Annotated in this window: 14 protein-coding genes; 8 read left to right on the top strand and 6 right to left on the bottom strand. The window is 56.9% G+C overall.

Annotated features, from left to right (window positions below; translation table 11 throughout):
* Positions 1 to 66 precede the first annotated feature (66 nt).
* Entirely contained in the window at positions 67 to 723 is a 657-nt protein-coding gene (gene elbB, locus H598_RS0100755) for an isoprenoid biosynthesis glyoxalase ElbB (RefSeq protein WP_028111284.1), read from the bottom strand.
* A gap of 458 nt (positions 724 to 1181) precedes the next feature.
* Here elbB and polA point away from each other — a divergent pair, with 458 nt between their 5' ends.
* Positions 1182 to 3926, top strand: coding sequence for a DNA polymerase I (gene polA, locus H598_RS0100750; RefSeq protein WP_028111283.1), 2745 nt, complete (start codon positions 1182 to 1184; stop codon positions 3924 to 3926).
* 676 nt (positions 3927 to 4602) lie between these two features.
* Here polA and yihA read toward each other — a convergent pair.
* On the bottom strand, positions 4603 to 5220 hold the full coding sequence (yihA, locus tag H598_RS22935) for a ribosome biogenesis GTP-binding protein YihA/YsxC (RefSeq protein ID WP_035414892.1): 618 nt from the start codon (positions 5218 to 5220) through the stop codon (positions 4603 to 4605).
* 171 nt (positions 5221 to 5391) lie between these two features.
* Between yihA and H598_RS0100740 the strand changes: the two genes are divergently transcribed.
* The 4 genes from H598_RS0100740 to hemN all read left to right on the top strand — a co-directional run bounded on the left by H598_RS0100740 (position 5392) and on the right by hemN (position 9897).
* Complete coding sequence (locus tag H598_RS0100740) at positions 5392 to 6021, top strand: c-type cytochrome (protein WP_028111282.1); 630 nt, start codon at positions 5392 to 5394, stop codon at positions 6019 to 6021.
* Positions 6022 to 6802: 781 nt separating this feature from the next.
* Entirely contained in the window at positions 6803 to 7438 is a 636-nt protein-coding gene (locus H598_RS0100730; protein ID WP_028111281.1) for a class I SAM-dependent methyltransferase, read from the top strand.
* A gap of 38 nt (positions 7439 to 7476) precedes the next feature.
* Positions 7477 to 8007: a Der GTPase-activating protein YihI gene (gene yihI / locus H598_RS0100725; RefSeq protein WP_028111280.1), complete on the top strand. Its 531-nt coding sequence runs from the start codon at positions 7477 to 7479 to the stop codon at positions 8005 to 8007.
* Positions 8008 to 8526: 519 nt separating this feature from the next.
* The gene (gene hemN / locus H598_RS0100720; protein ID WP_028111279.1) at positions 8527 to 9897 is read left to right on the top strand and encodes an oxygen-independent coproporphyrinogen III oxidase; all 1371 of its coding nucleotides are present in this window, start codon (positions 8527 to 8529) and stop codon (positions 9895 to 9897) included.
* A 60-nt stretch (positions 9898 to 9957) separates the two neighbouring features.
* Here the strand turns inward: hemN and add are convergent, their stop codons facing one another.
* Positions 9958 to 10962, bottom strand: coding sequence for an adenosine deaminase (gene add / locus H598_RS0100715; RefSeq protein ID WP_028111278.1), 1005 nt, complete (start codon positions 10960 to 10962; stop codon positions 9958 to 9960).
* Positions 10963 to 11101: 139 nt separating this feature from the next.
* On the opposite strand from add, the gene H598_RS0100710 reads away from it, so the two are divergent.
* A complete protein-coding gene (locus H598_RS0100710; protein WP_028111277.1) occupies positions 11102 to 12853 on the top strand; it encodes a DUF885 domain-containing protein in 1752 nt (583 codons plus the stop codon).
* 44 nt (positions 12854 to 12897) lie between these two features.
* On the opposite strand, the gene H598_RS22930 is transcribed toward H598_RS0100710, so the two are convergent.
* Entirely contained in the window at positions 12898 to 13704 is an 807-nt protein-coding gene (locus H598_RS22930; protein ID WP_051252204.1) for an alpha/beta fold hydrolase, read from the bottom strand.
* A 190-nt stretch (positions 13705 to 13894) separates the two neighbouring features.
* Here H598_RS22930 and H598_RS0100700 point away from each other — a divergent pair, with 190 nt between their 5' ends.
* Together H598_RS0100700 and H598_RS22925 are read left to right on the top strand one after the other, a co-directional pair.
* On the top strand, positions 13895 to 14200 hold the full coding sequence (locus tag H598_RS0100700; RefSeq protein ID WP_028111276.1) for a DUF1244 domain-containing protein: 306 nt from the start codon (positions 13895 to 13897) through the stop codon (positions 14198 to 14200).
* Positions 14201 to 14250: 50 nt separating this feature from the next.
* Positions 14251 to 15180 carry an alpha/beta fold hydrolase gene (locus H598_RS22925; RefSeq protein ID WP_035414878.1) on the top strand — a complete coding sequence of 310 codons (930 nt, stop codon included), beginning with the start codon at positions 14251 to 14253 and terminating at the stop codon, positions 15178 to 15180.
* Positions 15181 to 15256: 76 nt separating this feature from the next.
* Here H598_RS22925 and H598_RS0100690 read toward each other — a convergent pair whose 3' ends face one another.
* Together H598_RS0100690 and H598_RS0100685 are read right to left on the bottom strand one after the other, a co-directional pair.
* Positions 15257 to 17449, bottom strand: coding sequence for a TonB-dependent hemoglobin/transferrin/lactoferrin family receptor (locus tag H598_RS0100690; protein WP_028111275.1), 2193 nt, complete (start codon positions 17447 to 17449; stop codon positions 15257 to 15259).
* Between the two features lie 201 nt (positions 17450 to 17650).
* Entirely contained in the window at positions 17651 to 18769 is a 1119-nt protein-coding gene (locus H598_RS0100685; RefSeq protein WP_028111274.1) for a pyridoxal-phosphate-dependent aminotransferase family protein, read from the bottom strand.
* Positions 18770 to 18900: the final 131 nt, after the last annotated feature.

Below are 18900 nucleotides of genomic sequence, written 5' to 3'. Positions count from 1 at the left end.
GTTTTAGCTCACAGCATTGCTCACACGGTTTGGCCAGCATCGATTGCTGGCCATTTTTTTTGTCGGTCACTCACACAGGGCCAACACCTGAACCACCAGGGCATCGATCCCCTTCGCCGCCTGAGACAGGCCATCGGCCAGCATGTACGCCGGCGTTGTCACCACCTTATGCCGCCGATCCACATGGATCGCCTCCACCGAACAGGGATGATGTTGTCCCCCCATGGCATTGAATGCCGCCGCCGTCTCATGGTCCGTGCCTATGGTGCCCTCGATGCCGTCACCATAGATTCGGGGCAACATCATCGGGCTGATGCACAGGTATCCGGCCGGCTTTCCCGCCTGTGCAAATCCCCCAGCCGCCGCCATCATCGCCTCGGTCAGCTGACACTCGGTTCCCGCCAGGGCAAAATCACACAGGTTTTTGGCCGCCCCGAAGCCGCCGGGAACCACCAGCGCATCAAACTCGGCCGCATGCAGTTCCGACAATGGCCGAACCTGCCCCCGGGCAATGCGGGCGGCCTCCACCAGGCAATTACGCGCCTCACCCTCGACCACTTCACCGCTGAGATGATTGACCACATGCAGTTGCTCGGTATCTGGAGCAAAGCACTGATATGCCGCGCCATTACGTTCTATGGCCAGCATGGCCAATACCGACTCGTGGATCTCCGAGCCATCAAACACCCCGCAACCACTGAGTATCACAGCAATCCGCTTCATTCGGTTCTCCTCTTATTCCATTAGAGACTAAAAAGTAATAGCTATATAGCCAAATATTGCTAATTTGTTAACGCCGATCTCTATACATGGCGATTTTTTATGCTAACTTATTTCGCCAGATGTCGGATGGCATTCCAGCAGTTTTCAGGCCTTCCAGAGTATCCTCTGCCAACTTAGACGAAAATAGCAATATCCACAAAACCGGATGGAGCGGATCGGTGTGTGAGATCGCCACAGATCAATTTCATAAATAATTGAAAAATAATAAGAACAGTGAATTCGTTGATCTCGATCGCGTTTTCGTTCGATCCCCCTGCTTTGCCAGTAACACACAGATTTATCCACAGGTTGGGCATTTGCTGGCAGCTGTTGATAACTCTGTGGAAAATGCGCGACGACTGGCGAAATTGGCACGCTCATGGCATCCTTAGCCATCTCTTCCATTACTCAGTATCCCCATGGCTCAGTTACCTGAAAATCCATTAGTCCTCGTCGACGGTTCCTCCTACCTGTATCGCGCCTTTCATGCGCCACCACACCTGACCAACTCCAATGGCGAACCTACCGGTGCCGTGTACGGAGTGATCAACATGTTGCGCAGCCTGATTCGCCAATTTAATCCCAGCCACCTGGCGGTGGTATTCGATGCTAAAGGCAAGACATTCCGGGACGACATCTACCCGGAATATAAGGCGCAACGCCCCTCTATGCCTGACGATCTGCGCAGTCAGATACAGCCGGTTCACGACATCATCCGGGCCATGGGATTGCCGCTGATCATGATCGAAGGCGTGGAAGCAGACGACGTTATCGGCACCCTGGCCAGACAGGCAGAACTCGAAGGCCACAAGGTAGTGATCAGCACCGGCGACAAAGACATGGCGCAATTGGTGACCGACAACATCACCTTGATCAACACCATGACCGACACCGTGATGGATCCCCAGGGCGTGGTGGACAAATTTGGGGTTGGTCCGGAGCTGATCATCGACCTGCTGGCGATGATGGGCGATAAAGTGGATAACATTCCTGGCCTGCCCGGGGTCGGAGAGAAGACTGCCCTGGCCATGCTGCAGGGCATCGGCGGCCTGGACGCCATCTATGGCGACCCGGATGCGGTGGTGGAACTGGGCTTTCGCGGCGCCAAAACCATGCCGAAAAAATTACGGGAAAATGAAGAGGCCGCCCGACTCTCCTATCTGCTGGCTACCATCAAATTGGATGTATCACTGACCGAATCCATCGATGATCTGAAGGTGATCTCCGCCGACAAAGACGCCCTGATCAAGTTGTTTGGCGAGATGGAATTCAAACGCTGGCTGGCGGAACTGCTGGACGACGGTCGCCATGCCACCGCCACCGACAACGGTGAATCAGACACCAGCAAGGCCAGCGCCTTTGAGCACGACACCATCCTGACTCAGGCACAGTGGGATCAGTGGTTCGATAGACTCGATCAGGCCCAACTGTTCGCCCTGGACACCGAAACCACCAGCCTCAACTACATGGAAGCGGAACTGGTGGGGATCAGCTTCGCCGTCGGCGTCGATCGGGGCGCCTACCTGCCACTGGCCCACGACTACGAAGGGGCCCCGCAGCAATTGGATCGGGAGCAAGTACTGAGCCGCCTCAAGCCGCTGCTGGAAAACCCAGACAAGCTCAAGGTGGGTCAGAACCTGAAATACGACATGTCGGTCCTGGCCCGCTATGGCATCGAACTGAAGGGCATCGAGTTCGATACCATGCTGGAGTCCTACTGCTTCAACAGCACCGCCAGCAAGCACAACATGGACGATCTGGCACTCAAATACCTGAGCCATAAAACCGTTCATTTCGAAGAGATTGCCGGCAAAGGTGCCAAGCAAAAAACCTTCAACCAGATTGAACTGGAGCAGGCTGCCCCCTACGCCGCCGAAGACGCCGTCATTACCCTGCAACTGCATCAGCACCTGCTACCGCGACTGCAGCAACAGCCCGGCTGCCATCGAGTATTTCGCGACATCGAGATGCCTCTGGTACCGATTCTGTCCGCCATCGAGCGCCAGGGGGTGATGCTGGACAGCGATCTTCTGCACCAGCAAAGCAGCGAAATTGCCAACCTGCTGGATTCGCTGGAGCAGCAGGCCCATGAGCTGGCCGGCGAGAGCTTCAACCTCTCCTCCACCAAGCAACTGCAGCAGATCCTGTTTGAAAAACTGGGCTACCCGGTGCTGAAGAAGACCCCCAAAGGAGCCCCTTCTACCGCCGAAGAGGTGCTGCAGGATCTGGCCCAGGACTACCAACTGCCCAAGCTGATTCTGGAGCACCGTAGCCTGGCCAAGCTGAAAAGCACCTATACCGACAAGCTGCCGCTGATGGTGCAAAGCAGTGGCCGGGTACACACCTCCTATCACCAGGCCGTTACCGCTACCGGCCGCCTGTCCAGCTCCGATCCCAACCTGCAGAACATTCCGATTCGCAGCGAACAGGGTCGGCGCATTCGCCAGGCCTTCATCGCCCCAGAGGGCTATCAACTGCTGGCCATCGATTACTCGCAGATTGAACTGAGAATCATGGCACACCTGTCTCAGGACCGCGGCCTGTTGGATGCCTTTGCCCACGGCAAAGACGTGCACCGCGCGACCGCCGCCGAGGTGTTCGGCGTGGCCTTCGATGAGGTCAGCAATGAACAGCGCCGCCGGGCCAAGGCCGTCAACTTTGGCCTGATCTACGGCATGTCCGCCTTTGGCTTGGCCAAACAACTGGGCATTGCCCGTGGCGAAGCCCAGCGCTACATCGACGTCTACTTCGATCGTTACCCCGGAGTGAAGGCGTACATGGAGAAAACCCGCCAACAGGCCCACGAACAACAGTACGTTGAGACCCTGTTTGGCCGTCGCCTGCACCTGCCTGACATCAACGCCCGCAATAAAATGCGACAGCAGGCCGCCGAGCGCACCGCCATCAACGCACCGATGCAGGGCACCGCCGCCGATATCATTAAACGGGCGATGATCGACGTCGCCGGCTACCTGGACACCCAGTGCAGCGATGAGATTCGAATGCTGATGCAGGTTCACGATGAACTGGTGTTCGAGGTCAAGGCCTCGGTTGCCGACCGCCATCGAGACGCCCTGTGCGATCTGATGGCCAATGCCGCCGAACTGGATGTGCCGTTGATCGCCGAAGCGGGACTGGGCGACAACTGGGATCAAGCCCACTGATCCTTGGCTGACGAAACCTTGGCCCGTCACGGCACTGTGACGGGCCATTTTTTTGAGATCCAAACACGGTTCCGGCCGTCGGCGGCGACCAGGATCACAAAACACCCTGAAAATGACGACAGAATGTCATCAAGGTGAACAAAAAGATAATGACTGTTTATGTAGTTATTGGATCAAAAACAGCAAAAAGTGGTGGGTTTTATCGATCGAGATCACAAAACATTGCTCCAGAATCCAATTTATCTTTTACTGGCGAAACTGGTTGGCTATGCTTTCGCTCGTAGGGTACAGAGGTAAGATGTTCTATCTTAACAAACCTTATTCGATCACTTCGCGTGATCAGCCAAATTTTTATGGCGCCCCGGTGACTTCGGTCACCGGGGTTTTTTCTTTTCGGCTTCTGAAATTTTCATCCGGTTCGAACTTCAGTTACCAATTCGTTGCACAATTGAAATAGAGCAAATGCTTTAAGTTTGGTCCAGACCGGAGTATTATGGCTATGAAGAATCGGATTGGACCCCAATCCAGTTTGATTCTCGTCTTGTTATCGTTGAAAAAGCTTCTCCCCAAAATTGAGCTTTTTACACGCCGGTGGTGGATTTCATCATCGGCTTTTTCTTTTTCAGGGCGAAAAAAAAGGCGACCCCAGGTCACCTCTTCATTATCGGCTCTGCCGTTACAGCGGCTGTTCCAACCAGGCGGTGACCGTTTTAATGGCCTCGGTGCGCCCGGTTCCCTTCAGGGAAGAGAACAACTGCACCTTGATGTCACCATCCAGGTCCATCGCCTCCAGACTGGCTTTCACATCCCGCAAGGTCTTCTGCTTGACCGCCTGCTTCAACTTATCGGCCTTGGTCAGTAACACCAGCACCGGCAACTCCGCCGCCACGCCCCAGCGGATCATATTGACATCCAGATCCTTGAGGGGATGCCGACAATCCATCAGCACCACCAGCCCTTTCAGACAGTTTCGCTTCTCAAGATACTCGGCCAGCGCATGTTGCCACTTCTTCTTCATCTCCAGCGGCACCTGGGCAAAACCGTAACCCGGCAGATCCACCAAGCGGCGATCTTCTGCCAGTTCAAACAGGTTGATCATCTGGGTACGACCCGGGGTTTTGGAGGTCTTCGCCAATCCCCGTTGGTCGGTCATGGTATTCAGGGCACTGGACTTGCCCGCATTGGAGCGGCCGGCAAATGCCACCTCGACACCGGTATCCGGCGGCAAAAAACTAATATCGGGGGCGCTGAGCATATACTTAGCGCGACGAAAATCGATGGCGGTGTCGGTCACGTACACTCTCCACAAGCGGGTTAAAAACTTGCTCGCGGTCACAAAGTGCCGATTTTTTAGATCTATCGACAAATTAGTGTAAAATACAAACCGCGAGCCTCTCCATCATTCTATCACGTGGCGAGGCTGGACAGGGAAAGAACGAGCCACGCAAATATAAGTTGGAACACAATGAAAAAATTAGCACTAACACTTTCTGTGCTCGCCGTCTTCAGCGGTACTGTTCAGGCCCAGGGAGACGCCACCAAAGGCCAGCAAGTCGCCTCAACCACTTGTATCGCCTGCCACGGCATGGATGGCAACAGTCTGATCAGCCTCTACCCCAAGGTGGCCGGTCAGCACCAAGGCTATCTGGTCAAGCAGTTGCAAGAACTGAAGCAAGCTGCCATGACCGGGGGCAAAGAGGGGCGTCATGATCCGATCATGAGCGGCATGGCCATGACACTGACCGAAGAGCAGATGGCGGACGTAGCGGCATTTTATGCCTCGCAGACCAGCACTGCCGGTGTCAGCATCGATGCTCAAACCGCCTCAGCGGGCAAAAAGCTGTACATGGCCGGCGATGCCAGTCGTCAGATCACCGCCTGTGCCGCCTGCCATGGCCCCAACGGCGAAGGCATGAACCTGGCCGGTTACCCGAGCCTGGCAGGCCAACACCCGGATTACATCAAGGCCCAGCTGGAAAAATTCCGCAGCGGCGTTCGCCATAATGATCTCAATGGCATGATGTCCGGTGTCGCTAAAAACCTGAAGGATGAGGACATCGCGCTGCTGTCGCAGTACGTTTCCAGCCTTAAGTAACCTTCAATCCGGCGCTTTTCGTGCCGGTAACCGCGACAACAATCAAGGCGAGCCGAGGCTCGCCTTTTTAACATCTGACCATTTCGGACCCAGGTCACAGTCAGAACATCGCGCTTTTTGCCCCACTGCTTGTAAGACATTCGCCATTGCGCACCCCCTAAAATGTCGAATAATTACCTGCAAGATCGTGGCCCTCTTAAGAAAAAACAGTGTTTTGCTTTGTTAACAATCACGAGCGGTCATAACACTTCGGCAAAAAAAAGTTGCGATCCAGCTCAAACTCCGTAAAGTATGGGGCATCCAAAGGAGAGGACCTCAACCAACAGGACGTTGGTTGTAAAAAAATGGGAAAGCACCCGACGGACAGGGTGAAAGAACGGAAACTCTCTGGGACGAGACAGGTCGGAGAACCTGAGTAAACGGATAAGCCTTTAGGGTTTACAAGGATGGTTACCTCGCATCAGGAAGATGTTTGTCGTCAGGAAGGCGGCATTTATAATTGTTAAGGATGACCTCAGGAAGACCAATAAAGCGTCAGGAATGACCAACAACTAAAAAAGCCGCACGGAAGCAGTAAAAAGAAGACGGACCTAGACCGGGATAGTCACATCGCAGGTAAGGAACACCTGAATACCCGAATGAGAGAGTGTCAACAGACACCCTGCTTCAAGGCAACAGAGAGGACTCTGTTGCCTTTTTTATTTGTCTCGCGTCTATCGCAGATGCATTAAAACGGCAATTGCACATATACTAGGGCCAAGACCAGTCCGCAGGATCCGATATGCCTTGTCCGCTTTGCCACTTCAGTGACACCCAGCATTACCACCAAGACAAGAAACGCCATTACTTTCAGTGTCAACGCTGTCATCTGGTGTTTGCCGATCCTGCCTCGCTACTGCCTCCCAATGCCGAAAAGCACCAATACGATCAACACCAGAATACGCCGCAGGACCCGGGTTACCGCCGTTTCCTCAACCGCCTGGCGGCGCCGGTAGCACAGCGGATGACGCCTGCCAGCCACGGGCTGGATTTTGGTTGTGGCCCCGGGCCGACGCTGTCGTTGATGTTCGAAGAAGCAGGCCACCCGATGGCGGTGTACGACCCGTACTTTTTTCCCGATCGCGCTCCGCTGCGACGGCAGTACGATTTTGTCACCTGCACCGAAGCCATCGAACACTTCTACCGTCCCGGCCGAGAGTGGCAACTGCTGCTGAGCCTGGTGAAACCCGGAGGCACTCTGGGCATCATGACCAAACTGGTTCGAGATGCGGATGCCTTTGCCAGTTGGCACTACAAGAACGACCCCACTCACGTCAGCTTTTTCAGCCGCCTGACCTTCCGTTATCTGGCAGAACAGGACAACCTGCAGATAGAATTTATCGGCAATGACGTTATCTTGCTGCAAAAACCGGCATAATTTGATATAACCTGCCGCCCTATCTGGAGGCACCACCCATGACGCGACAAAAGAAATCCCGAAAATCCAATGTAAATGGTCCACGACTGCAACCACGCACCGAGAAAGGTTCGGGCGTCGAGGGCAAGCGCAAGTCCAGTAAGGGCAAATCTGCCGGCTCTCGTCAGAATGAAGCCAGCAAGCAGAAGCCGCAGGCCAATAAGCCTAAGGTAACCAAAGACCCGCGCCTGGGCAGCAAGACCCCCATCTCTCTGGTCGCCCCTGAGCCGAAGCCAGTGACCAAGGCGGCGAAACCACAACAACCGGATTCGCTGCGGCCCAAACCGTCTCCGGAGCATCAACTGGAGCAGCTGGAGAGTAACCCACGTCTGCTGGCGCTGCTGGATCGCATGGAACAGGGCGAGACCCTGAGCCAGGACGATCAGCAATGGCTGGACGGCAAACTGGATCGCATCGAAGCGTTGATGAAACAGTTGGGCATTGAAGTCGACCAGGGACCGAACAGCGAAGAGGCCCTGATGGATCAATTTGAAGCTGGCAGCGACCTGCTGGACCAGTACAAAGACTGATCGCCGTCCCCATGGCTCCCCCAGGATTAGGGGGGAGCCAGCCTTTCTCGGCCTCGCTCGGGGCCAACGCTCTCTTGATTGCCTCCTGCGCCCCAACAGGCCAGAGTGGTCGCCACGGAAGGAGAGCGAGAATGAGCGGCGTCTCTACCACTTTGGTCAGCTTTGACTTAGGCTTATCAGAGTTTGCTAAATCAGGACTGTGGCATAAAACTGTGTGGCAGCGGTCACGTTCCCGGCCAGAGGCAGGGAACCAATCCGGGCCATTGTTGTTTTCATTATGTGCTTACCTTTGCTGATCCGCCCATCACAACACCATAAAGATGGGTAGCTTTCGTTTCCCAACATCCTTGAATTTGGGTCACGGATCAAAGGCAAGCTGCTACAAAGTGTGCATAATGCACATACCTTGGGTGTGAAACCTAGCCCGCCGTCACCGCCGATGGAACGCAAACAGACCGGCCAGTGACGACGGTTCACGCAGCAAAGGCCCTAACTCTACCACCGCAGGAGAAGATTGCAGTGCAGGACAAAATCAGCTGGAACCAGGCCCTAATCGAAAAATATAACTACAGTGGCCCGCGATACACGTCTTACCCGACCGCCATTGAGTTCCACGAAGGGTACACCGACCAGAACCTGCGAGAAGCCATCGCCACGTCGGACAAGAGCAACCTGTCGCTCTACATCCATGTGCCGTTTTGCCACAAACTGTGCTACTACTGCGGCTGCAACAAGATCATCACTCGCCACGCCCACAAGGCGGAGCAGTACCTCGAGTACCTGGAGCGTGAAATCAACGCCCGGGCCGAGTTGTTCAAAGGCTACACCGTTACCCAGATGCACTGGGGCGGCGGCACCCCGACCTACCTGACTCACGAACAGATCCGTCGCCTGACCGCGCTGCTGAAGTCCAAATTCAATTTCGCCGACGAGGGTGAATTCGCCATCGAAGTGGACCCTCGCGAGATCGAACTGGAAACTCTGGACGTACTCAAAGAGGTGGGCTTTAACCGCATCTCTGTTGGGGTACAGGACTTCAACAAGCAGGTGCAGCAAGCGGTCAACCGTGAACAGGACGAGCAGTTCATCTTTGATCTGATCAGCCACGCCCGTGAACTGGGCTTTGAGTCCACCAACATCGATCTGATCTACGGCCTACCATTCCAGACTCCGGAGAGCTTTGCCAAGACGCTGGAGCGCGTGAAGGATCTGGATCCGGACCGACTCAGTGTCTTCAACTACGCCCACCTGCCGCATCGTTTTGCCGCCCAGCGTAAGATTAAGGATGAGGATCTGCCAACCGCACCTCAGAAACTGAAGATTCTGGAAAACAGCATCAACACCCTGATGGGCTATGGTTACCAGTTCATCGGCATGGACCACTTTGCCAAGCCTGACGATGAGCTGTCTCGCCTGCAGAACGAAGGTCAACTGCACCGTAATTTCCAGGGCTACACCACCCAACCGGATGCCGACCTGCTGGGTCTGGGCGCCTCGGCCATCTCCAACATCGGTAAGGCCTACGCCCAGAACGCCGTGGACCTGAAAGCCTACTATGAATCCATGGATGCCCATGAGCACGCCATGATCAAAGGCTGTGGCCTGGAGACCGACGATTTCATCCGCCGCGAAGTGATCAAGCAGCTGATCTGTCACTTCAAACTGGACAAGTCGGCCATCGAAGCCCAGTGGGACATCAACTTCAACGAGTACTTCGCCGAAGATGAAAAACTGCTGAAGCCGTTCATCGAAGACGACCTGGTGCGCCTGACCGACACCAGCATCGAAGTCACCGGCCAGGGCCGGTTGCTGATCCGCAACATCTGCATGTGTTTCGATCGCTACCTGCGCGACAAAGCTCGCCAGCAGCAGTTCTCTCGCGTCATCTGATTCGACGCCAGACAGCAAAAAGGGGTTGCCAGTGGCAACCCCTTTTTTGATCCCCGGTCGCTACTGCCGGGCGGCTTTGTTGGTCAGCAATGTCTTACGGTCACTGTCGGACAGAAACGCCAACTTGGCGCCGTTGATCTGAATCTGCCGCAACTGAGCGTCGCTGAGGCCGATGCGCTCCTTGGCCATCCGATACTCGAAGGGGATGGAGTTGGCCGATACTCCAGGATCATCGGTGTTGAGGCAGACGCAGATCCCATGCTCAACAAAGGTGCGGATGGGGTGAACCTCGTAATCGGCCACCGAATTGGCGTGGATATTCGAAGTGGGACATGACTCGATGCCGATACCCTGATCACGAAGGTAATCCAACAGCGCCGGATCCTGGGGCGCGGTGGTGGCATGGCCTAAACGGGTGGCACCAAGATCTCGAATCGCCTGCCAGATGGAGGACGGTGGCCCCGGCTCGCCCGCATGGATGGTGACATTCAGATAGGCATCCCGAACCCGCTTAAAGTGATCCACAAACAGATCCCCGGGGAAGCCCTCTTCGTCACCGGCCAGGTCACAGGCCACAAAGTGCTCCTTGTGAGCCAAAATCGCCTCCAGCTCACGCTGGCACGCCTGCGGGCCATCACCGCGACACAGAATTCCAATCAGATTGATCATGATGTTGCCATCGCGGGCGCCGGCCTGAACGCCGTCGATCACCGCTTCCACCACCCCCTGCATCGGCAATCCGTGGGGACCGGCCATGTAGGCCGGCGAAAAGCGCAGTTCGCCATAGTCGACCCCGTTGTCCGCCAGGTCCAGGGCATTCTCATACGCGAGACGGTGCACCGCATCGAGATCCCCCAGCACCGCCACCTGGTAATCCAGCTTGGCCAGCAACGCCTCCACCGACGGACAACGGCCGATCACCTGCAAGTAGGGGCGCAAGGTCTCCATGTCGTAGGCGGGCAGAGGCACATTGAATTTCTGTGCCAGCTCAAGCACGGTGTCGGGTCGCATGGAGCCATCGAGGTGGCGATGCAGGTCGGTGAGAATAAGGCTTTGGTCAGTCATCAGTCTGCTTTTTAGTAAAGGGATGTTAACCGGCCAAACCGACCAATTAACAAACGCCGAAATTGGTTTTAGTATGAAGTCGCCGTCCCTGACGGATTTAGAATAATTAAAAAACCAAGATGAAAATAGGGATTCTCGGATGAAAATTTGGCTTTTTAGCGCCGCCCTGATGCTGAGCGGCTGCGCCACTTCCCCCATGGACGCCAATCAACGCATCGCACCGTTGATGGATGACATCTGGCAGCAGCAACTCAGCCGCGATCCCCAGCAAGCGGCCCGCTTCGGCGATGCCAGTGCCGCCGCCCACCTGGAGGATCGATCCGCCGCCGCCCTGGAAGCGGACTATCAGGCCAACCTGACCCTGCTGCAGCGGGCCAACGCCCTCGATCCCGAACAACTCTCCAACGACAATCGCATCAACCTGGCCATCGCCCTGGAGATTCTGCACAACCGCACCGACAGCTACCGTTTCAACGAACACACCATGCCATTGAATGCCGAAGGCGGCTTTCACAACTACATCGCCAGCATCGCCCAGGGCACCACGCTGACCACAATCTCCGAAGCGGAACACTACCTAAGCCGGTTGCAAGAGTTGCCGCGTCTGTTTGAGCAGCAGATGCAGTGGATGCGCCGAGGCCTGGCTCAGGGCTATACCCAGCCCAAAGTCGTGCTGCAGGGCTTTGAAGAGTCCATCGAGGCCTACCTGCCCGATGCCGCCACCGACAGCCTCTACTACGCCCCTTTTGCTCAGCTCAGCGAGGCTGACTTTACCCCGGCTCAGCGGGCCTCGTTGCAACAGCAGGGGCTGGATGCGGTCACCAACCAGGTGTTGCCGGCCTACCGCGCCTACCTGGCGTTCTTTATCAATGAGTACCGCCCCGGCGCTCGCACCAGCATCGGTGCCAGTGACCTGCCCGATGGCCGGGCGTACTACGCCAACCGGGTTCGCCACTTTGTCACCCTGGACATGACCCCGGAACAGGTGCATCAACTGGGGCTGAGCGAAGTACGGCGCATCCGCGCCGAGATGGACGCCATCATCGCCCGGCTTGAATTTGATGGCAGCTTCGCCGACTTCCTGCACTTCCTGCGAACCGATCGCCGCTTCTACGCCGACACCCCGGAGCAGCTGCTGCGAGAAGCCGCCTGGTTGGCCAAGCGAGCCGATGCCATGCTACCGCAGTTTTTCAACACTCTGCCGCGCACCCCATACGGCGTCCAAGCGGTACCGGCAGAAATCGCCCCCAAATACACCACCGGCCGCTACTCCGGCCCCAGTGGCGAGCATCAGCCCGGGTACTACTGGGTCAACACCTATGCCCTGGACAAACGCCCTCTGTATGCCCTCCCTGCCCTGACTCTGCACGAGGCCGTGCCGGGCCATCACCTGCAGATCGCCCTCAATCAGGAATTGGGTGAGGTGCATCCACTGCGGCGCTACCACTACATCAGTGCCTTTGGTGAAGGTTGGGGTTTGTACTCGGAAAAGCTGGGAGTCGAGGGTGGCTTCTATGAGGACGACTATGCGGATTTTGGCCGGCTCAGCTACGAGATGTGGCGTGCCTGCCGACTGGTGGTGGATACCGGCATTCACGCCAAGGGCTGGAGTCGGCAACAGGCCATCGATTACATGGCCGCAAACACCGCCCTGTCTCTGCACAACGTCACCACCGAGATAGACCGCTACATCTCCTGGCCGGGGCAGGCACTGTCCTACAAGATGGGCGAGCTGACCATTTTACGGCTGCGTCATCAGGCCGAACGCAGCCTCGGCAACCGCTTCGATCTGCGGGCGTTCCACAATGCGGTGTTGGCCAACGGCTCGGTGCCACTGGCTCAATTGGAAATTCAGATCAGCCGCTGGATTGACGAGCAGAAATCACTTTAAGCCCGGCTGGTGCCCGAGGGCGGCATAAGCCACAGGCCGATACCTCAGTGCCGGCGCTCGAGCCAGGCATTGATGGTAGCGGCCACTTCATCGGGACGCTCCATCGGCAGCAGATGACCACAATCCGGCAATTGCACTAAGGTCGCGTCTGGCATCAACCGCCGCATCCTGGCCCAGCTGGCTGGGGTAACGGTATCGCTGTGGCCGCCCCGAATCGCCAGAGTGGGCACTTTGAGTCGACTCAGACGCGGCCAGATCCACGGCGCCGTCTGGTAGATGTGCGCTTCCCACTCTCGCGAGTAACGCAGACACACGCCCTGCTCATCGGCAACGAAAGCGGCGTGAATGTAGTCTTCCAACGCCTGATCATCCATGCCGGCGAACGCCCGCTTGCCACGATGAAACTCGAACGCGCCGGCATGATCCTCAAATCGATAGGGCCGCTTCAAGGTGCGTGCCACCATCGGCTGCTTGAGTTTGAACCGCTTCGGCATCAGTCGCATCGGCGCCACCCAGCGGGTCGGCAGGAATACCGGGTCCAGCATCACCAGCCCCGCCACCTTATTCGGGCACTGCATCGATGCCAGGCAGGCCACCACCGCCCCCATGGAGTGACCGGCCAGGACCACGGGTTCGGGCTGACGGGACAGCCACCCGGCCAGGTCCTCGGCCATCAGCCACCAGGCGCGCTGCTTGGCCTCGGTCACCGGCATGGTCAGCGGCGCCAACAGCGCCGCCTCGACGCCGCCACCGAGGGCGGCAAACAGGCGCCGATAGGTGGCCGGCGGAAACCCGTTGGCATGACAAAACACCAGTCGGGTCGGCCCCTGGCCAAACTGTTCAAACTGCACCCTTCAATCTCCCGTATTAACTCTTGGTTTAAACACTCGTTTGATTCAGACTAACAACAACTTAGCTTGGATACTACTGCGACTCCACCCCGGCACCAGCACAGGTCTGAACTGACGCTTGAACCTTGACGGACAGGGGCAGAAACCGCAACACTGGCCCACACCAGCACCATCACAAGGAGATGCTCCCATGGACAAACACACCCAAACCGAGATCGAAGCCGCCACCTTCCGTCGCCTGCTCAGCCACCTGGACAACCACAAAGAGGTGCAGAACATCGACCTGATGATTCTGGCGGACTTCTGTCGCAACTGCCTGGCCAAGTGGTACATGGCCGAGGCCGCCACCCGTGGCGAAGAGGTGGACTACGATCAGGCCAGAGAAATTGTCTATGGCGAATCCTATGACAGCTGGAAAACCAAATACCAGCAAAAAGCCACTCCGGAGCAGCTGGCCGCGTTTGAAGCCCGCCAGCAAGCCAAAGCTTCCCAGTAGCCCGTGCCTCCACTATGCTACGCCCGTTTTTGTTTGTTATTGGACTTGTTATGACTCACGCGGCCATCGCCATGCCCTCTCTGTGGCAACAGGCAGATCATGGAGAGTTCACCGGCATCGACGGCCTGACTCTGCGCTATGCCCACCTGCCAAGGAAAGCCGCGCGCGGCGCCATCGTGGTTGCCAGTGGACGCTCTGAAGGCTATCTCAAGTACGACGGACTGGCTGAGGAACTTCACCAAGCCGGCTTTGAGGTGTTTATCTGGGACCATCGCGGCCAGGGGTTGTCGGATCGCCTCAGCGACAACCGATTCCTGGGGCATGTGCAACGCTTCAACGACTACGTCGAGGATATGCACACCTTCCTCACCGAAGTGGTGCAGCCAACCAAACCAGACAAGCTGTACCTGGTGGGCCACTCCATGGGCGGTGCCATCGGTACCCTGTATCTACTTCGTCATCCCGAGGTGTTCGATGCGGCGGTGTTCTCCGCCCCAATGTACGGCATCCGCCTGCCCGCCCCTCGCTGGGCCTTGGAGCCGGTGTTATCGATGCTGGCTCGCTGGAACCGCTGGCAGGGGCAGCCAGCCTACATCCCCGGTGGCACCGACTACCAGCCAGTGCCGTTCGAGGACAACGATCTGACCCAGGATGCCGAGCGCTACCAGGCATTTCAGTCTCTGTACCAGCAGGTGCCACAACTGCAACTGGGCTCGCCCTCCAACCAGTGGATGGTGGAGTCCTTTACCGCCATGGACCAGATTCAGGAGCAGGCACACCGGCTGACCACCCCCACCCTGGTGATGCAGGCTCGGGAGGATGCCATCGTCGACAACGACGTCATGGAGCGGGTGGTGGCTCGCGGCCAATCGATGACGCTGATGCCTCTGGCCGGCGCCCGCCACGAACTGCTGGTGGAGATTCCTGCCATCCGCGACCAGGTCGTAGACGCCATCACCCAATGGTTGGGCCGCCACTAACACTAAAAAGGACTCCGAAGAGTCCTTTGTTGTCGCCGGGCAATTCGCCCGGCACCAGTTTCACTGGCCTCCCGCCTCAGAACGTATAGGTCGCACTGATGCCCAGGTTGATGCCAGGCTGAGTGTAGCGATCCATATTGGTGCGGCCCGCTTCCATGCCAGCCACATCGTTCCAGCGAATAAACTGCTTATCCAGCAGATTAAAGATGCCTCCGCGCACCACCAGTTGATCACTGACGTTGTAGTAACCGGTTACGTCCACGACCCCATAGCCAGCGGTCGCATACGAATCGATGGGCCGACCCATGAAGTCTGTGGCAACGGCAATGTCTGACTCGTCTTTGCCTTGCACCAGAGTCCAGTTCAACACGCCCCCCCAAACTCCATCGGCATCGTCAAACGACAGACCCAGCACACCGTTCAGCGGTGCAACGGAGTTAAGTGGCTGATCTTTGCTGTCATCGGAACCCTCGGCGTACGCCACAGCCAAATTCAGGCTCAGTCCTTCTGGCGCTCCCAGTAGGCTGTCCAGCCACCATTGCGACTTGAATTCAACGCCCTTGATGGTGGCTTCGGTTACGTTGTTGTACTGGGACTGCCCGTAAGGAAAATCTGGATTGGAGTAGTCGGTCGTGGAGTCGATAAAATTATCGTACTGGTTGTAAAACAGCACCAACTCCGCCGAGCCATAGTCACTGGCACCCCGCAGCCCCAACTCAAAGGCATCACTCTCTTCTGGTTCCAGATCCGGATTGGCCAGGATGGCGTAAATCCCCTGTCGAGAGTAGGCGTAATACATCTCTTTCAGATCCGGAGAACGGAAGCCCTGAGCGTAATTGAAGAAACCACTCAAACCCTCACTGATCTGATACAGAGTTCCCAGGCGCCAGGTCAGCTTATCGCTGTTGTGGTCATCAAAATCTTCACCACCAGGATAGTACTGGTCGATCTCTGGCTTCATCTCAGTATTGTCGTAACGCAGGCCGGGAATCACCGTCAGCGCGCCGAGACGGATCTCATCCTGCAGATACAGCCCGTAACTGGTGGCCTGCGCCTTGGGGGCAAAGCGGCTGATGTCGGTATCCCGTCCGTCGGCATAACTGGTGATATTGAGATTCTCCAAGTCCTCCCGATTGAAATCGGCGCCGTAGCTGATGCTGTGGTCACTGCTGCCCAGAGTCACTCGCTTGGCCATGTCCAGAGACAACTGCCAGCTGGTTTCCTGATACTGACGAGACATGCGGCGGTCGGTACTCACGCCGGAATACCAGTTACTGGTGATCTGATCCGACTCACTGTCCTGATAATCCACAGACCACTTCAGCGTATCGAACAACGACAAGTTGGCCTGCCAGTGATGAAACGCGCCGATTCGAACCCGCTTGGTACTGTCGTCAGCGGTCTGATTGGCATAGGTCACCCCAGGCGCACCAGGCATGCCATCGTTGTGTGACAGCAACTCGCCCTCTGTGCTGGCATCATGCCACTCCAGGGTGGTACCCACACGATGAGCGCCCTGACCGTCGAAAATCAGCTTTGCCAGAATGTTGTTGACCGCTACGTCCATGGGATCAGCCTTGGTGCGATCGTCGCCGATGCCACCGACACTGCCCTGAGTTTCGGTCTCTTCGCCGTCCCGGCGGGTGTACAGCAGCATCGATTCCCAGTTTCCGGTGCGGTTGGCCAGAGTCAGGCTCTCAGAAAACGTTTGATCCTGGCCACTGTAGCCCGCTTTTAACGCTAAGGCCGTGTCATCACCGGCCTCAAGGTAATCGGCCGGATCCTTGGTGGTAAAGGCCACCACTCCACCAATGGCGTCACTGCCGTACAGGGTCGATGCCGGGCTCTTGGTGATCTCCACCTGTTTGAGGGTGTCCATGTCGACAAAGTTACGGCTGGAACGCATAAACTCGGTACCCGAATCGTAGCCGTTAATCTGATCCACCCCATCGACCATGATTTTGACTCGATTGCCGCCAATACCGCGGATGGTAAAATCCTGCAACCCAAAGCGACCACTGCCGGAAACATCCACACCTGGCTCATAGCGAACCAACTGCGAAATATCCGTAACCTGTTGATTTTCAATCTGCTCCGCATCCACGACTGCCATCGCCGCTGGCACGTCCGCCGCCTTTTGCGCCGAGGTGCGACTGGCGGAGACCACCACATCATCAAACAGGGTTGCTTTGGCATCCTCGGCCAGAGCCTGTGTTGAACAGAGTGCGGCCACAATGGCCACGGCGGTGCGTGTCGGCGCGAAAGTCATATCAGAACCCCAAAAAGTGATGAACACATCGTCATGATGAGAATGATAATAATTATCATTTCATGTTAATCAAGCGGGGAGATTGCAAAGTGAGATCTGCATACGCCTATGACAAAAAACACTGGCTGACTTGAGCTCGACGCTCCGCCAATAAAAAAGGGACCCAATACGGGTCCCTGATGGCAGCCACTGCAGGGAGGCTTAGCTCAGCACCTCTTCCAGGGCCCCCAGGCACAGGGTGACGTTTTCCTCTCTGGCGGCATAGCCCATCAGGCCGATGCGCCAGGCCTTACCAGCCAGATCCCCCAGGCCGGCACCGATCTCCAGGTTGAAGCGGTTCAACAACTGGCCGCGAACCTCGGCATCATCGACCCCTTGCGGCAGGTAGACCGCATTCAGTTGAGGCAGACGATGGGCTTGCTCCACCACAAAGCGCAATCCCAGTTTCTCCAGGCCAGCTTTCAGTTTCTGATGCATGCGATCATGACGGGCCCAGGCATTTTCCAACCCCTCTTCATGGAGCAGGCGCAGGGATTCGTGCAGGGCGTACAGGCTGTTGACCGGGGCGGTGTGGTGGTAACTGCGCTTGCCGGTGCCACTCCAGTAGCCCATTACCAATGTCTGATCCAGGAACCAACTGGGCACCGGCGTCTGCCGGGCTTCCAGTTTGGCCACCGCCTTGGGAGAAAACGACACCGGCGAGATCCCCGGCACACAGGACAGGCATTTCTGGCTACCGGAATAGATGGCATCGATGCCCCAGTCGTCGACCCTGAGTTCGACGCCCCCCAGCGAGGTCACCGCATCGACGATGGACAAACACTCATGCTGCTGCGCCAGGGCACACAAGGCTTTGGCATCCGACAGAGCCCCAGTTGAGGTTTCCGCATGCACGAACGCCAGGAACTTGGCATCCGGATGTTGCTGCAGAGCCGCCGCCACCTTATCGACGCTGACCGGCGTGCCCCAGGCATCGTCGACCACGATCGCTTCCCCGCCCAGTCGCTCCACATTCTGACGCATCCGTTCGCCAAACACGCCGTTGCGACATACGATCACTTTCTCACCGGGCTCCATCAGGTTGACGAAGCAGGTCTCCATGCCGGCGCTGCCCGGGGCAGACACGGCGATGGTAAAGGGGTTGTCGGTCTGGAACGCGTACTGCAGCAGGGCCTTGACCTCGTCCATCATCGCGATGAAGGTCGGATCCAGGTGACCCACAGTGGGTTTGGCCAGGGCCTGCAGCACCTGAGGATGAACATCGGACGGGCCCGGGCCCATCAAAGTACGTGACGGCGGGTTAAACGGCTTAAACGACATGGCGACCTTCCTGCTTGTTGCCCTTAAAGAATTCGAAAGTCCCACGTTAGCACGCTTTATTTTTCCAAGGTATACAGCCACGGCAATTGAGCGTTTTAAACGCAAAAAAAGGCTGCCCGAAGGCAGCCTTG

Origin of the sequence: Ferrimonas kyonanensis DSM 18153 (genome assembly GCF_000425405.1) — a bacterium.
GTDB classification, from domain to species: domain Bacteria; phylum Pseudomonadota; class Gammaproteobacteria; order Enterobacterales; family Shewanellaceae; genus Ferrimonas; species Ferrimonas kyonanensis.
Note: the sequence above shows the minus strand (reverse complement) of the source record. Positions and strands in the feature narration are given on the sequence as shown.

What these genes read in the sequence shown, in the direction of transcription:
- H598_RS0100730 (WP_028111281.1), top strand. Translation starts at nt 6,803, where the DNA reads ATGCCTTGTCCGCTTTGCCACTTCAGTGACACCCAGCATTACCACCAA.
- H598_RS0100740 (WP_028111282.1), top strand. Translation starts at nt 5,392, where the DNA reads ATGAAAAAATTAGCACTAACACTTTCTGTGCTCGCCGTCTTCAGCGGT.
- H598_RS0100690 (WP_028111275.1), bottom strand. Translation starts at nt 17,449, where the DNA reads ATGACTTTCGCGCCGACACGCACCGCCGTGGCCATTGTGGCCGCACTC.
- yihI (WP_028111280.1), top strand. Translation starts at nt 7,477, where the DNA reads ATGACGCGACAAAAGAAATCCCGAAAATCCAATGTAAATGGTCCACGA.
- polA (WP_028111283.1), top strand. Translation starts at nt 1,182, where the DNA reads ATGGCTCAGTTACCTGAAAATCCATTAGTCCTCGTCGACGGTTCCTCC.
- H598_RS22925 (WP_035414878.1), top strand. Translation starts at nt 14,251, where the DNA reads ATGACTCACGCGGCCATCGCCATGCCCTCTCTGTGGCAACAGGCAGAT.
- elbB (WP_028111284.1), bottom strand. Translation starts at nt 723, where the DNA reads ATGAAGCGGATTGCTGTGATACTCAGTGGTTGCGGGGTGTTTGATGGC.
- H598_RS0100710 (WP_028111277.1), top strand. Translation starts at nt 11,102, where the DNA reads ATGAAAATTTGGCTTTTTAGCGCCGCCCTGATGCTGAGCGGCTGCGCC.
- H598_RS0100685 (WP_028111274.1), bottom strand. Translation starts at nt 18,769, where the DNA reads ATGTCGTTTAAGCCGTTTAACCCGCCGTCACGTACTTTGATGGGCCCG.
- add (WP_028111278.1), bottom strand. Translation starts at nt 10,962, where the DNA reads ATGACTGACCAAAGCCTTATTCTCACCGACCTGCATCGCCACCTCGAT.
- H598_RS0100700 (WP_028111276.1), top strand. Translation starts at nt 13,895, where the DNA reads ATGGACAAACACACCCAAACCGAGATCGAAGCCGCCACCTTCCGTCGC.